The sequence below is a fragment of the Streptomyces sp. NPDC049687 genome (assembly GCF_044465285.1).
GTDB lineage: Bacteria > Actinomycetota > Actinomycetes > Streptomycetales > Streptomycetaceae > Streptomyces.
In genome coordinates, this window is the sequence record NZ_JBITLN010000011.1 from 243,877 (window position 1) to 257,912 (window position 14,036).

Genomic DNA, 14,036 nt, shown 5'->3' on the forward strand with positions numbered 1-14,036 from the left:
CTGGAGCGGCAGTGCGGGGTGCCTGGAAAGGGTGAGCGTCTGCTTGAGGCTGCATGTGAATGCAAGATTCCCAAAGATTTCGCTCATATTCTTGCGGTCTTCGCCACATGTCAACAGGCGGCGGAATCGCTGCGACGGCGCTCAGGCGCTCTCGGGAGCCGGCTGTGGTGCCTGATGGCGGTCGCTCTCCGGCCCCGTCGGCAGGCGGCCTCGGGGCCGGAAAGCGATTGTAAAGGAAAGGTAAAATCCCGTCAGGTGAGGATCACGGAACGCGTCAGATGGCGCGGATTGTCCGGGTCCAGCCCGCGTGCCGAGGCGAGGGCGGCGGCCAGCCGGTGCACCACGACGAGGTCCGCCAGCGGGTCCCGGCCGAGTGCCACCAACTGCCCGCCGGTGCGGGCGATGTCGTCGGCGAGACCGGGCGGCAGGGCCGCCGGGTCGCCGAACCACCACACCACACGGCCGGGTCCGGTGACGCTGATCGGGCCGTGCCGGTACTCCATCACCGGATACGCCTCCGTCCAGGCGCACGCCGCCTCGCGCATCTTCAGGGCCGCCTCCTGCGCGATCCCGTACGCCCAGCCCCGCCCCAGGAAGGTGAACTGCTCGGCGTGGAGCACCCCGGCGGGCAGCGGTTCGTCCAGCGCCGAGGTCCCCTGCTGCGGCAGATGCCCGAGGTCCTCGCCCAACTGTGCCCGCAGGAGCACCAGTTCCGTGCTGGCGAAGCGGGTCTGGACAACCGAGGCCTCGTCGGCGAAGTCGAGGAGGATCACGGCGTCCGCCGGCCCCGTCACCGGGGACCCCGGTACCGCGGTCACCGCGGTCGTGGGGGTGTGCCCGTGCAGCCGGCGCAGCAGCTCCAGCACCTCCGTCGTGGTGCCGGACCGGGTCAGCGCGACCACCCGGTCGTAGGCGCGGCCCGCCGGCATCTCGGAGGCGGGGAAGGCGTCGGTCTCGCCGTGGCCGCCCGACTCCCGCAGCGCCGCGTACGCCTGGGCGATGAACCAGGACGTCCCGCAGCCGACGACGGCCACCCGCTCGCCCGGCCGGGGCAGCGAGGCGCGGGCCGGGCCGTCGGGCTGCCGGGCCAGTGCCACGGCCTGCCGCCAGCAGTCGGGCTGGGTGGCGATCTCGATCTCGGTCTGACTCATCGGGAGGTCTCCCCTCTCGGGCGCGCGGCGTGACCGATACGTGATGTGGCGGCCCTTGACACCGTGCGCGTTTCATTGAGCATCATGTCGTTCGATGATTGATAGCACCAACAAACGAGCATAAACAAGCACGCGAGCGCGCAAACAGGCGAGCACGCGCTTGACGAAGCACGCGATGCGTGCGGAGAGGTACTCCGTGAAACGGCACCTCACGGGCCTCGCCGGGGGACTCGCCCTGGCACTGGCCCTCACTGGATGCGGCAAGGGCAGCTCCTCGGACAGCGGCGGATCCGACGGAAAGACGATCAGGTTCGTCGCGGCGAAGTACGACGACGACACCCAGGCCTACTGGACGGCGCTGATCAAGGACTTCGAAGCCGCGAACCCCGGCTACCGGGTGAATCTCGAAGTCGTCGACTGGGAGCAGATGGACTCCAAGGTCAAGACGTACGTCCAGACGAAACAGGAACCCGACGTCCTCAACTACAACAAGTTCTCCGACTTCGCCCGCGACGGACTGGTGTACAAGGCGCAGGACGTCGTCTCGCCCGAGGTACTGAGCGACTTCCTCCCGCTGTTCCGGCAGAAGGCGCAGTACGAGGGAGCCCAGTACGGCCTGCCCTTCATCTCCAGCGCGCGCCTGTTCTTCTACAACAAGGACATCTTCGCCAAGGCGGGCATCACGCGGCCGCCGTCCACCTGGGCCGAGGTCGAGGCCGACGCCAAGAAGATCAAGCAGGCCGGTTACATCGGCCTCGGGCTGCCCCTGGGGGCCGAGGAGGCCCAGGCCGAGTTCCAGATCTGGGCGATGAACAACGGCGGCGGCTGGACCGACGCCGCGGGGGACTGGGCGATCGACCAGCAGGCCAACGTCGACACGCTCACCTATCTGCGGAAACTGACGAAAGAGAAGCTCACCCAGCCCAACCCGGAGGCCACCAACCGCAAGGACGTCTTCAACGAGTTCGCCCAGGGCAAGATCGGCATGCTGAACGGGGCGGTCTTCATGCGGAAGGGCTTCATCGACCCGGTCGACGCGAAACTCAACTACGGAGTCGCCGCCCTGCCGAGCAAGGACGGCAGTACGCACAAGACGCTCGGCGTGCAGGACTACCTGGTCGCGTTCAAGAAGAGCGACGGGTCGAACAAGGCGGCGGTGAAGAAGTTCCTCGACTTCTTCTACCAGAAGGAGAACGCCGCGGAGTTCGTCTCCACGGAGGGGTTCCTGTCGGTCACCAAGTCGGCCGGTGAGGTGCTCAGTTCCGACAGCCGGAACGCCACCTACTACAAGCCGTTCGTCGAAGCCCTCTCCGATGCGGAGTTCGCCCCCACCGACAACCCCGCCTGGGCCAAGGTCGACGGCGCCGTGAAACAGCGCATCGGAACGGCGGTGGCGGGCGGCGACCCGGCGAAGGTCCTGGGCGAGATCCAGAAGACCGCGCGGAAGGGCGACTGACCGCGGTGGCCGTGCACGATGTCACCGTGAGCGCCGCCGGGGCCGAACACCCGGCCCCGGCGGCGCCGACGCCGCCCCCGCCACGCCGCCGTCGCAGGACGTGGCGCGCTCTGGAGCCGCTTTTGTGGCTCGGTCCCGCGATCCTCCTCATCCTGACCATGGTTCTCTGGCCGGTCGTCGAGATGATCCGTACGTCCCTGACGCGGGTGAGCTCCACCGGGCTGTCCCAGGGGTTCGCCGGAGTCCGCAACTACACCGACCTGTTCGCCGAGGGCGACCTGCCGGGAGTGCTGCTGCGCACCCTCGTGTGGGTCGTCGGCGTCGTCACCGTCACGATCGTTCTCTCGCTCGGCCTGGCCCAACTGCTGAACTCGCGGTTCCCCGGGCGCCGGCTGGTGCGGTGGGCGCTGATCGTGCCCTGGGCCTCGTCCGTGCTGATGACGGCGCTCATCTGGCGCTGGATGCTCAACGACTTCTACGGCGTGGTCAACCGGCTGCTGATGGACCTCGGCGTGCTGCACGCACCCGTCAACTGGCTGGCCAACCCGGGCCAGGCCCTGGTCGCGATGATGGGCGTGGCGGTGTTCGTCTCGCTGCCGTTCACCTCGTTCGTCCTGCTGGCCGGTCTGCAGAGCATCCCCGCCGAGGTGTACGAGGCGGCGCGGGTGGACGGCGCCGGCCCGGTCCGCGGCTACCTGGGCATCACCCTGCCGCTGCTGCGGCCCTCGCTGGTGGTCGCCGCGATCATCAACGTCATCAACGTGTTCAACTCGTTCCCCATCATCTGGGCCATGACGCGCGGCGGACCCGGGTTCGCCACCGACACGACCACCACCTACCTGTACAAACTCGCCTTCGACAACCAGTCGGTGGGGGAGTCGGCCGCCATGGCCGTCGTCAACTTCGGGCTGATCCTGGCCGTGGTGCTGGTCTATCTGCGCGTCGTCCGCCGACAGGAGGACACCGCGTGAGCAAGTCCGCCGTCATCACCCGCAAAGCCGCGCCGCCCAGGAGGCGGCCAGGACCGATGAGACTGCGCACCGTCCTGCTCACCGCCGTCGGATGGCTGGTGGCGCTGGCGTTTCTCGCGCCCTACGCGGAAATGCTGCTGACAGCGCTCAAACCGACGCCCGAACTGATGAAGTCCCCGCCGTCCTATCTGCCTTCCCGATGGCAGTGGTCGAACTTCACGCACATCTGGTCCCTCACCGACCCGCGTGTCGTGGACGCGCTGGTCTTCTCGCTGTACATCGCCGGGGCGGCGACGCTGCTCACCCTGGCCGTCGGGCTGCCTGCCGCGTACTACACCGCCCGGCACCGTTTCCGTGGGCGCGGTGCCTTCCTGCTGCTCGTACTCGTCACCCAGATGTTCGCGCCGACCGCGCTGCTGGTCGGCATCTACCGGGAGATGGTCAGCCTCGACCTGACCGACACCGCCGAGGGCCTCATCCTGGTGAACGCGGCGTTCAACCTGCCGTTCTGCGTGTGGATCCTCAACGCGTACTTCGCGAGCATCCCCCGGGAACTGGAGGAGGCGGCCTGGCTCGACGGCACCGGGCGGCTCGGCGCCTTCAGGCGGGTCGTCCTGCCGCTCGCCATGCCGGGTGTGGTGACCGCGCTCGTCTACACCTTCATCGGCGCGTGGAACGAGTACGTGGTCGCCCTCACCATCACCTCGTCCAGCAATCGAATGACTCTGACCAGGGCGATTCCCGGCTTCGTCACGGCGTACCACGAGCAGTGGCAGTACCTCTTCGCCACGTCGATCGTCGCGATCGTGCCCGTGGTGGTGCTGTTCGTCTTCGTGGAGCGCCATCTCGTCGCCGGCCTGACGGCGGGCGGCGTCCGGGGATGACGCCGGGATACACAGCGCGGCCAAGGCCGGGGGCGCCACGGGACCGGCGTGCGGTGTCAGGCGCGGATGACCTCCACGCCGGCCGCCGCGAACGCCTCGGTCAGCTCGTCCGAGGCGGCCTTGTCGGTCACCAGGACGTCGATGTCCTCCACCGGGCAGATGCGGGCGAAGGCCCGCCGGTCCAGCTTGGAGGAGTCGGCCACCGCGACGACCTGCTGCGCGCGGCGGGCCAGCGCCCGGTTGATGCTGGCCTCGCCCTCGTGGTGGGCGGTCGCCCCGTGGGTCACGTCGATGGCGTCCACCCCGATGAAGACCTGGTCCAGGGCGATCTCCGCGAGCAGTTCGGTGGCCAGCGGCCCGATCAGCTCGTAGGACGCCGGCCGGGCCACCCCGCCGGTCACCACGAGCTTGACGTGGCGCCGTACGACGAGCTCGTTGGCGATGTTCAGGGCGTTGGTCACCACGGTGACGGCCGTCTCCGCGCCGCCGGAGCTGAGATCGGCGCGGGTGGCCAGGGCCCGGGCCACCTCGGTGGTCGTGGTGCCGCCGTTCAGCCCCACCACGGCGCCGGCCTTCACCAGCCCGGCGGCCGCGTGCGCGATCCGCTCCTTCTCCGGAGCGTTGCGCGCGGCCTTGTAGCGCAGCGGCAGGTCGTAGGCGATCGCGTTGATCACGGCTCCGCCGTGCGTGCGGGTGACCATCTGCTGGCGGGCCAGCTCGTCGAGGTCGCGCCTGATCGTCGCGGCGGACACCCCCAACTCCTCCGCAGCCGGCTCGACTTCGATCCGCCCGTCGCGCGTCAGCATCTCCAGCAGAGCGCTCCACCGGGCCTGCGGTGCCGCCATGTCTCACAACTTCCTGTCGGTGGTGTGCGCCACGATATGCGCACCACCATGAAACCACAGCGCGTGATTGGGTGTTTTATGGTCGCCAAACGAACAAAATCCTGCACTCCTCGGGCGTCCTTGCCGCTGTCGCGGCCTACGCACGCCGTGATCGGAGGCCGTCCGTGCCGCTGACCCCCACCGCCGACGTGGTGAGCTCCGCGTGCCGCGACGGACGGGCCGTCGGCGCGTTCAACGTGATCACTCTGGAGCACGCCGAGGCCGTGGTCACCGGGGCGGAAGCCGCGGGCTGCCCGGTCATCTGCCAGATCAGCGAGAACGCCGTGCGGTTCCACGGCAGCAGGCTCGCCCCCATCGCCCGCGCCACCGCCGCGCTCGCCGAGGCGGCCGCCGTCCCCGTGGCCCTGCACCTCGACCACGTCACCGACGAAGCGCTGCTGCGTCGCGCCGCCGACTGCGGCTTCGGATCCGTCATGTTCGACGCGTCAGCGCTGCCCCACGCCGAGAACGTCACCGCCACGCGTGCCGCCGCGCAGTGGGCGCACGGCCGGGGTCTTTGGCTGGAGGCGGAACTCGGCGAGATCGGCGGCAAGGACGGAGTGCACGCGCCCTCTGCCCGTACCGACCCCGATGAGGCACGCGACTTCGTCTCCGCCACCGGGGTCGACGCACTGGCCGTCGCGGTCGGCAGCTCCCACGCGATGACCACGCGCACCGCCAGGCTGGACCACGGTCTCATCGCCCGCCTCGCGAAGGCGGTCCCCGTGCCGCTGGTGCTGCACGGCTCGACGGGCGTACCCGACGTGGAGCTCCGGCAGGCGGTGGCGGCCGGCATGGTCAAGGTCAACATCGGTACGGCACTGAACGCCGCCTTCACCGGCGCGGTCCGCGACACACTCGCCGCGGCGCCCACCGCGGTGGACCCCCGGCCGGCCCTCACCACCGCGCGCCGGGCGATGGCCGACACCGTGACGTCGGCACTGCGGATCCTGTCGGGCGGCGGGTAGGGCCCAGTGCCCGGTGACCGCGGCCGACCGGGCGCCGGTCAGGACGCTCGTGACGGCGGTGTGATCGACGGTTCGAGGTCGAGCACGGCCGCCGCGGCGCCCCGCGCGGCCGGATCGCGGGCCGTGACGAGTCCGGGGCCGGCGGCACCTCCGGTGACGACGGCCCCGGGCCCGCTGGGACGGGTCATGCGGGGTTCTCCTGCCCGGCGCGGTCGGCGACCCAGAACGTCCCGTCGGGGTAGCGGTATTCGGCGAGGGACTCCTCCCGCACGGTGGCGGAGAAGCCGGGGGCGAGCGGCGCGGTGTAATGGCCGTCGCGGATCACCACGGGTGCGGTGAAGTGCTGGTGCAGGTGGTCGACGTACTCGATGACGCGGTTCTCGGTGGTGCCGGAGAGGGCCAGGTAGTCGAACATCGACAGGTGCTGCACCAGCTCGCACAGGCCCACTCCGCCGGCGTGCGGGCACACCGGCACCCCGAACTTCGCGGCGAGCAGCAGGATCGCCAGGTTCTCGTTGACCCCTCCCACCCGGGCCGCGTCGATCTGGAGCACGTCGATGGCGCCGGCCTGGAGGAGTTGCTTGAAGACGATGCGGTTCTGCACGTGTTCGCCGGTGGCGACCTTCACGGGGGCGACGCCCCGGCGGACGGCGGCGTGACCGAGGACGTCGTCGGGGCTGGTGGGCTCCTCGATCCAGTACGGGTCGAACTCGGCGAGCGTGTTGGTCCAGTCGATCGCCTCGTCCACGTTCCACCGCTGGTTGGCGTCGATGGCGATGCGGATCGCACCGCCGACGGCCTCGCGGGCGGTGCGCAGCCGTCGGATGTCGTCGGCGAGGTCGGCGCCGACCTTGAGCTTGATCTGGGTGAAGCCGTCGGCGACGGCCTGCTTGGCCAGCCGGGTGAGTTTGTCGTCGGAGTAGCCCAGCCAGCCGGGCGAGGTGGTGTAGCCGGGGTAGCCGCGCTCCAGCAGGCGCACCTCGCGCTCCGCGAGCCCGGTGCGGCCCTCGCGCAGCAGTCGGAGGGCGTCCGCGGGGGTCAGGACGTCGGCGATGTAGCGGAAGTCGACCTGGGAGACCAGCCACTCGGGGTCGGCGTGGGCGAGCAGCCGCCACAGGGGCTGTCCGGCGCGCTTGGCGGCCAGGTCCCAGGCGGCGTTGACGACGGCGCCGACGGCCATGTGCATCACGCCCTTCTCGGGGCCGAGCCAGCGCAGTTGGCTGTCCCCGATCAGATCGCGGCTGAGTGAGCCCGGGTCGGCACACAGCTCCTCGACGGAACGGCCCACGACATGGGGCCTCAGCGCCCCGATCGCGGCGACCTGGACATCGTTGCCGCGTCCGATGGTGAAGGTGAAGCCGTGGCCTTCCAGCCCGTCGCCGGCGTCCGTGCGCAGCACCACGTAGGCGGCCGAGTAGTCGGGGTCCGGGTTCATCGCGTCGGACCCGTCCAGCTCCCGCGAGGTCGGGAAGCGGACGTCGAACGTGTCGACCGCGGTGATCCGGGCGGAGGTTGCAGTCAAAGGAGTGCCTTTCACGCTTGGCCGAAGGTCTGGCGCTGTCCGCCGAGCCCGTCGACGGAGAGCTCGACCGTGTCGCCGGGACGCAGATAGGGGGTGCCGGGAAGGCCGAGGGCGACGCCCGCGGGCGTTCCGGTGTTGATCACGTCGCCGGGCTCCAGGACCACGGGCCCGTCGAGGTGGCGGGCCCGCCGTCCGACGACGACCGCCAGCTCGACCTCCCAGTCGGTCTTGACCGAGCCTCGGGGGATCAGCACCTCGTCGTACGGGCCGACGACCGGGCCCGGGTCCTTCATGAACACCACCGGACGGGCGGGGACCGGCGCACCGGTCTCGGCGGCGTGGTCGCGGTGGTTCAACCCGATGCAGACGATCTCGCCGGGGCGGGCGAGAGGTGCGCCGATCCGCAGGCCGTCCGCGTCCAGTTCGGCCGGCTCCCCTGCCGCGACCGCCGCACGGGCCCGGTCGACACCGTCCGCGGCGAGGAAGGCGCCGTCGATGCCCTGGGCCCCCGACAAGTCCCGCAGTCTGCCGTCCTCGGTACGGACGGCGGGCCGCTCCTCACCGGGGGCGCCGACTCGTAGCAGTGTCACTGGGTAGCTCCGTCAGTCATCGGAGGTATGGCGGCACGGTGACTGTAGACGCAGGAAGGGTGGCTGGACAACGGATACCTCGGATGTATTTGACGAGGGTCGATGGTTCCCACCGCGCGCATGGGCAATTTTCGGAACCGTCCCCGGACGGGGCAAGCGGGCGCGACTCGTTCCTCCGATGAATACCCGACGCCCTCGCGGGCCGGACCTCCCTGGAGGTAAGGCGCGCCTGGCGGATCTCCGCGAGTCCACGGCCGAGGAGCCCCGCCTCACGAGTCCTGCCGGTGCCGCCGTCCAGCGCTCCGGACGGTGCCGTTGCCGAATCGTGAGCCGGTGTCAGCCCGTGCCCCGCATCCCAGAGGTTGAGAAAAGTGCAGGTGAGGAGCGGTGTGGCAGGTGGACCCAGGTGTCTTGGACGGTCTTGTGAAGTCCCGTGGCCCGGTACTTGCAATCGATGGGGGACTGACTCTTGCCAACGTCGGCAACGCCGTCGTAACGTCCTCGACGTCCGAGATACATCCGAGGAATGATCCGCCCCCGGTGCACGCAACTGGCGCGCCCCGTACGGCCGTCCGGCCGCCATGCCTCGCACACCGGCTGACCTCCACTCACGCCCCCGTCGGGCGCGGTCCGCACCTGCCCTGCGCCGGACCGTCCCATGTCCGGCCGGCGGCCTCGTCCTTCCCCGCAGGCGAGTACGCCACCCTCCACCGTCGCCCCGGCGGCCCTCCGCCCTGCCTGAAGAGAGAACACGGCCATGAAGCTCGCTCGCACCCGCTCCACCGCCGCAGCCGTCACCGCCGTCCTCGCGGCGCTGTCGCTCGCCACCGCGTGCAACCGCGAAAGCACCGACTCGGCCGGCTCCGGCGGTGACAAGCCGGCCATCGGAATCGACCTGCCGCGTTCCGACTCCGACTTCTGGAACTCCTACGCCCAGTACCTGAAGAAGGACATCAAGTCCGACGGCGTCAACGCGCTGCCGCTGAGCAACTCGCAGAACGACGTCACCAAGCTGGTCGCGAACGTACAGGTGTTCCAGAACACCGGTGCCAAGGCCGTGGTCATGGCCCCTCAGGACACCGGCGCCATCGCCTCCACCCTCGACACCCTGGCGTCCAAGAAGATCCCCGTGGTCAGCGTCGACACCAGACCCGACAAGGGCGACGTCTACATGGTGGTCCGGGCCGACAACCGGGCCTACGGTACCCAGGCCTGCGAGTACCTCGGCAAGCAGCTGGGCGGCGAGGGCAAGGTCGCCGAATTCCAGGGCGCCCTGGACTCCATCAACGGGCGCGACCGCTCCGAGGCCTTCGCCGCCTGTATGAAGGAGAAGTTCCCGAAGATCAAGGTCTTCGAGCTGCCCACCGACTGGAAGGGCGACGTGGCCTCCGCCAAGCTGCAGAGCCTGCTCGCCCAGCACCCGGACCTGAACGGCATCTACATGCAGGCCGGCGGTGTCTTCCTGCAGCCGACCCTGGCTCTGCTGGAGCAGAAGAAGCTGCTCAAGCCGGCGGGTCAGAAGGGCCACATCACGATCGTCTCCAACGACGGCATCCCGCAGGAGTTCGACGCCATCCGCAAGGGCCAGATCGACGCCACGATCTCCCAGCCCGCCGACCTCTACGCCAAGTACGCCCTCTACTACGCCGAGGCCGCGGCCGCGGGCAAGACCTTCAAGCCGGGTGCGACCGACCACGACTCCACGATCATCAAGATCCCCAACGGTCTCGAGGACCAGCTGCCCGCCCCGCTGGTCACCAAGGACAACGTGGAGGACAAGGCGCTGTGGGGCAACAACGTCGGCTGATGGGCGGCGGCTCCCGCCCGCCGCGTCGAGGGGCGGGCAGGCCCCGCCCCTCGACACCGCACCAGCCCCCCACGCCGGGCTCCGTTTCCGAGCGACCCGGCCCCGGCATTCGTAGACGAAGGACGGTATCCACCATGGCGGACACCGCGACCGCCCCGGCGGCCGGCCCCGGCACCCCGGCCCCGGTGGCCGAGGCGACCGGCATCAGCAAGCGATTCGGCGCGACCGTCGCGCTGCGCGACGCCCGCATCACCGTCGCCCCCGGCGAGTCGCACGCCCTGGTCGGACGCAACGGCGCCGGAAAGTCGACGCTCGTGTCCATCCTCACCGGCCTCCAGCAGCCCGACACCGGCACCCTGCGCTTCTCCGGCGAACCGGCGCCCGCCGTCGGCGACATCGACGCCTGGCGCTCCCGCGTCGCCTGCGTCTACCAGCGCTCCACGATCATCGGTGAGCTGACCGTCGCCGAGAACCTCTTCCTGAACCGGCAGAGCGCCGGGGCGGTGCAGCCCATCCGCTGGAAGCAACTCCGGATTCGCGCCGAGGAGTTGCTCGCCGAGTACGGCGTGGCCGTCGACCCCGCCGCGCGGGCCAAGGATCTCACCGTCGAGCAGCGGCAGTTCGTCGAGATCGCCCGGGCGCTGTCCTTCGGCGCCCGCTTCATCATCCTCGACGAGCCGACCGCGAAGCTCGACGCCCGCGGCATCGGCCGCCTCTTCGACAAGCTCCGCGACCTCCAGCGTCAGGGGGTCGCCTTCCTCTTCATCTCCCACCACCTGCAAGAGGTGTACGACCTGTGCACCACGGTCACCGTCTACCGCGATGCCGCCCACATCCTCACCGCCCCCGTGGCCGAACTCGGCCACCAGGCGCTGGTGGAGGCCATGACCGGCGAGTCCGCCGGCGCGGGCGCAGCCACCGTCGGCCCGTCTCCGGCCGCGCGGGCCGGTGCCCCGGAACTGCTGGCGATCGACGCCCTGACGCTTCCCGGCGTCTGCGAGGACATCTCCCTCTCGGTCCGCTCCGGGGAGGTCGTCGGGCTCGCCGGCGCGACCGCCAGCGGCAATGTGCAGGTGGGTGAGGCGATCGCCGGCCTGCACCGCGCCAAGGAGGGCCGGATCACGGTCGGTGGCAGAAGCGTGCGCAGCGGCAGTGTGCCGTCCGCCCTCGCCGCCGGGGTCGGTTTCGTCCCCGAGGACCGCCACCTCCAGGGGCTGGTCAACAGCCGCAGTGTCGCGGAGAACGCGACGCTCACCGTCACCGACCAGCTCGGCCCCTTCGGCACGGTGCTGCCCGCCCGCACCAGGGCGTTCGCCGGGCGCATGATCCGGGACCTCGACATCAAGACCCCGGGTGCCGCCACCCCGGTCTCCGCCCTCTCGGGCGGCAACCAGCAGAAAGTCGTCGTCGCCCGCGCCCTGGCCACCGACCCGCACGTCCTGGTGGCCATCCGCCCCACCAACGGCGTGGACATCAAGTCCAAGGAGTTCCTGCTCGCGAGGATCCGGCAGGTCGCCGACGGGGGCAAGGCCGCGCTGATCGTCTCCGACGAACTCGACGACCTGAAGGTCTGTGACCGGGTCGTCGTCATGTTCCACGGGCGGGTGGTCGCCGAGTTCGACCGCGGCTGGCAGGACGACCACCTCGTCGCCGCCGTGGAGGGCGTCGGCGCCACCACCGCATCCACAGCATCCGGCACCGACGAGCACGGAAGGTAGTCATGTCCGCCACCACAGATCTCACCGAGCCCGCAGCGAACGCGGCGGAGCCGGCCGCCGCGGACACCGCCCGCCGGCGGATCGACCTCGGACGCTTCCGTGAACTGTCCCTGGTCCCGGCGATCCTCGTCCTGATGCTGATCGGGTTCATCGTCTCGCCGGCCTTCCTCACCGCCGACAACCTCATCGGCGTCGCCCAGCAGTCCACTGAGCTGAGCCTGCTCGTCCTCGCCACCACCTTCATCCTCATCTGCGGACGGATGGACCTGTCCCTGGAATCCACCATCGGCGTGGCGCCCGTCATCGCCGTCTGGCTGGTGCTGCCCACCAGCGGCGGTCGGTTCAACGGCCTCGGGCTGTTTCCCGAGTGGACGGCGATCCCCCTCTGTCTGCTGGTCGGCGTGGCGATCGGCGCCTTCAACGGCTTCCTCATCCTCAAGCTGCGCCTCAACGGGTTCATCGTCACCCTCGGCGGCCTGACCATGCTGCGCGGACTCCAGGTCGCCCTCTCCGAGGGCCAGTCCATCGTGGAGCTGCCGTCCTCCTTCACCTACCTGGGCAAGGCCTCGTGGCTGGGGGCCCCGGCCGCCATCTGGATCTGCGCGCTGCTCTTCGCGGCGGGCGGCAGCGCGCTGGCGTGGCTCCGGCACGGCCGGGCGCTGTACGCGATCGGCGGCAACGCCGAGGCGGCCCGCACCGCGGGCATCCGCGTCGACCGGATCGTGTGGACCGTCCTGATCATCGGCAGCCTGCTCGCCGCGTTCGCCGGGATCCTCTACAGCGGACACTACGGCTCCATCTCCGCCACCCAGGGCAGCGGCTGGATCTTCCAGGTCTTCGCCGCGACCGTCATCGGCGGGGTCAGCCTCAACGGCGGCAAGGGCTCGGTGTTCGGGGCCCTGACGGGTGTGCTGACGCTCCAGCTCGTCGTCAACGTCATGACGCTGGCGGGCGTACCGCCCCTGTGGAACCAGTTCCTCAACGGCGCCATCATCATCGTCGCCCTGATCATCTCCCGCTTCGCCTCCGGCGAGAAGCAGGAGTAGACGCCGGCTCGCGCACGTCACCGCCCGGGCGCCCGGAGGCGGGCCGGGCGGAGCGCCACGGCCCCACGCACCCTGCACAGAGAGGCACCCTCGTGGCACTGACGGACGAGGCGATGGACAAGATCAAGGCGATGATCGTCGCCGGGGAACTCCCGCCCGGCGCCCGCCTGCCCAAGGAGGACGTCCTCGCCGGCCAGCTCGGCCTGTCCCGCAGCTCGTTGCGGGAGGCGGTCCGGGCGCTGACCGCCATGCGGATCCTGGTCACCCGGCAGGGCGACGGCACCTACGTCTCCAGCCTGGAGCCCCATCTCCTGTTGGAGAGCCTCTCCTTCGCCGCCGACGTCTCCCAGGGGCGCACGGCTCTGCAACTGCTCCAGGTACGACGACTGCTCGAACCGCAGGCGACCGGACTGGCCGCGGCCCTGCTGCAGCCGCACGACCTCGAGGAACTCCGCGACATCCTCGACCGGTGCCGCTCCGCCGCCACGGTCGAGGAGTTCGTCGCCCACGACATCGCCTTCCACCTCAGGATCGTCGAAGCGGTCGGCAACCCGGTGCTCTCCATGCTTCTGCAGGTCCTGTCCACCCGTACCCAGAGGGTGCGCATCGTCCGAGGCAGCCGGACCCGTCGTGCCCTCGACAGCGCCCACCAGGACCACGAGGAGATCCTCCGAGCGCTCCAGGCACGCGATGCCCTGCTGGCGGCCTCCGCCGCGACCGTTCACATCGGCGCCGTCGAACAGTGGCTGGCCACCAGCCTCCTCGACGACCCCCTGCGCGCAATCGACGACTGAGGATCACACCGCCCCGCCCCCGGACGTCGTCGGCGACGCCGCGCAGCAGCGAGCGGACCTGGCGCTGTCCGGGGCACTGTGCACCGCGTGCGCCGTGCCCGCGGCCTGCCGTCCCGGCCGGCCGCGGCGCCGCTCGTACCGCTGGCTGGTTCCTTCGCGCTCGCCATGCACGTGGCTGGCGGCCTGCACATCATCTCCGCCGGTCCAAGCTCGTTGTGGTCGTGGATGGGATCAGCCGATCGTCG

13 protein-coding genes are annotated in these 14,036 nt (G+C 70.3%); 8 read left to right on the forward strand and 5 right to left on the reverse strand.

Annotated features, from left to right (window positions below; genetic code table 11):
* Window positions 1-251 precede the first annotated feature (251 nt).
* Complete coding sequence (locus ACIBVL_RS31230; protein WP_399102271.1) at window positions 252-1,151, reverse strand: SIS domain-containing protein; 900 nt, start codon at window positions 1,149-1,151, stop codon at window positions 252-254.
* 196 nt (window positions 1,152-1,347) lie between these two features.
* Here ACIBVL_RS31230 and ACIBVL_RS31235 point away from each other — a divergent pair, with 196 nt between their 5' ends.
* Genes ACIBVL_RS31235 through ACIBVL_RS31245 form a run of 3 tightly spaced genes read left to right on the forward strand, consistent with a single transcriptional unit; the run spans window position 1,348 to window position 4,462 of the window.
* Entirely contained in the window at window positions 1,348-2,607 is a 1,260-nt protein-coding gene (locus ACIBVL_RS31235) for an extracellular solute-binding protein (protein ID WP_399102273.1), read from the forward strand.
* A 26-nt stretch (window positions 2,608-2,633) separates the two neighbouring features.
* Window positions 2,634-3,578, forward strand: coding sequence for a carbohydrate ABC transporter permease (locus tag ACIBVL_RS31240; protein WP_399102275.1), 945 nt, complete (start codon window positions 2,634-2,636; stop codon window positions 3,576-3,578).
* Window positions 3,575-4,462: a carbohydrate ABC transporter permease gene (locus ACIBVL_RS31245; RefSeq protein ID WP_399102277.1), complete on the forward strand. Its 888-nt coding sequence runs from the start codon at window positions 3,575-3,577 to the stop codon at window positions 4,460-4,462. Before ACIBVL_RS31240 ends, ACIBVL_RS31245 begins: the two co-directional genes overlap by 4 nt.
* A gap of 56 nt (window positions 4,463-4,518) precedes the next feature.
* On the opposite strand, the gene ACIBVL_RS31250 is transcribed toward ACIBVL_RS31245, so the two are convergent.
* Window positions 4,519-5,307, reverse strand: a complete 789-nt coding sequence (locus tag ACIBVL_RS31250) for a DeoR/GlpR family DNA-binding transcription regulator (RefSeq protein WP_399102279.1) — start codon at window positions 5,305-5,307, stop codon at window positions 4,519-4,521.
* Between the two features lie 164 nt (window positions 5,308-5,471).
* Here ACIBVL_RS31250 and ACIBVL_RS31255 point away from each other — a divergent pair, with 164 nt between their 5' ends.
* On the forward strand, window positions 5,472-6,314 hold the full coding sequence (locus ACIBVL_RS31255; RefSeq protein WP_399102281.1) for a ketose-bisphosphate aldolase: 843 nt from the start codon (window positions 5,472-5,474) through the stop codon (window positions 6,312-6,314).
* 38 nt (window positions 6,315-6,352) lie between these two features.
* Here ACIBVL_RS31255 and ACIBVL_RS31260 read toward each other — a convergent pair whose 3' ends face one another.
* The 3 genes from ACIBVL_RS31260 to ACIBVL_RS31270 are packed head-to-tail and all read right to left on the reverse strand — an operon-like array spanning window position 6,353 to window position 8,426.
* Complete coding sequence (locus ACIBVL_RS31260; RefSeq protein ID WP_399102283.1) at window positions 6,353-6,502, reverse strand: hypothetical protein; 150 nt, start codon at window positions 6,500-6,502, stop codon at window positions 6,353-6,355.
* The gene (locus tag ACIBVL_RS31265; RefSeq protein ID WP_399102285.1) at window positions 6,499-7,836 is read right to left on the reverse strand and encodes an L-fuconate dehydratase; all 1,338 of its coding nucleotides are present in this window, start codon (window positions 7,834-7,836) and stop codon (window positions 6,499-6,501) included. Before ACIBVL_RS31265 ends, ACIBVL_RS31260 begins: the two co-directional genes overlap by 4 nt.
* Before the next feature lie 11 nt (window positions 7,837-7,847).
* Window positions 7,848-8,426: a fumarylacetoacetate hydrolase family protein gene (locus ACIBVL_RS31270; protein ID WP_399102287.1), complete on the reverse strand. Its 579-nt coding sequence runs from the start codon at window positions 8,424-8,426 to the stop codon at window positions 7,848-7,850.
* Window positions 8,427-9,183: 757 nt separating this feature from the next.
* On the opposite strand from ACIBVL_RS31270, the gene ACIBVL_RS31275 reads away from it, so the two are divergent.
* From ACIBVL_RS31275 to ACIBVL_RS31290, 4 genes are all read left to right on the forward strand, one after another.
* Window positions 9,184-10,233: a sugar ABC transporter substrate-binding protein gene (locus ACIBVL_RS31275; protein WP_399102289.1), complete on the forward strand. Its 1,050-nt coding sequence runs from the start codon at window positions 9,184-9,186 to the stop codon at window positions 10,231-10,233.
* 134 nt (window positions 10,234-10,367) lie between these two features.
* Window positions 10,368-11,951, forward strand: a complete 1,584-nt coding sequence (locus ACIBVL_RS31280) for a sugar ABC transporter ATP-binding protein (protein ID WP_399102291.1) — start codon at window positions 10,368-10,370, stop codon at window positions 11,949-11,951.
* Window positions 11,952-11,953: 2 nt separating this feature from the next.
* Window positions 11,954-12,997, forward strand: a complete 1,044-nt coding sequence (locus ACIBVL_RS31285; RefSeq protein ID WP_399102293.1) for an ABC transporter permease — start codon at window positions 11,954-11,956, stop codon at window positions 12,995-12,997.
* A 92-nt stretch (window positions 12,998-13,089) separates the two neighbouring features.
* Window positions 13,090-13,791, forward strand: coding sequence for a FadR/GntR family transcriptional regulator (locus ACIBVL_RS31290; protein ID WP_399102295.1), 702 nt, complete (start codon window positions 13,090-13,092; stop codon window positions 13,789-13,791).
* Window positions 13,792-14,036: the final 245 nt, after the last annotated feature.

Bases quoted from the DNA above. Each gene is read 5' to 3' on its own strand.
- ACIBVL_RS31230 (WP_399102271.1), bottom strand. From the start codon at position 1,151: ATGAGTCAGACCGAGATCGAGATCGCCACCCAGCCCGACTGCTGGCGG.
- ACIBVL_RS31250 (WP_399102279.1), bottom strand. From the start codon at position 5,307: ATGGCGGCACCGCAGGCCCGGTGGAGCGCTCTGCTGGAGATGCTGACG.
- ACIBVL_RS31260 (WP_399102283.1), bottom strand. From the start codon at position 6,502: ATGACCCGTCCCAGCGGGCCCGGGGCCGTCGTCACCGGAGGTGCCGCC.
- ACIBVL_RS31275 (WP_399102289.1), top strand. From the start codon at position 9,184: ATGAAGCTCGCTCGCACCCGCTCCACCGCCGCAGCCGTCACCGCCGTC.
- ACIBVL_RS31280 (WP_399102291.1), top strand. From the start codon at position 10,368: ATGGCGGACACCGCGACCGCCCCGGCGGCCGGCCCCGGCACCCCGGCC.
- ACIBVL_RS31285 (WP_399102293.1), top strand. From the start codon at position 11,954: ATGTCCGCCACCACAGATCTCACCGAGCCCGCAGCGAACGCGGCGGAG.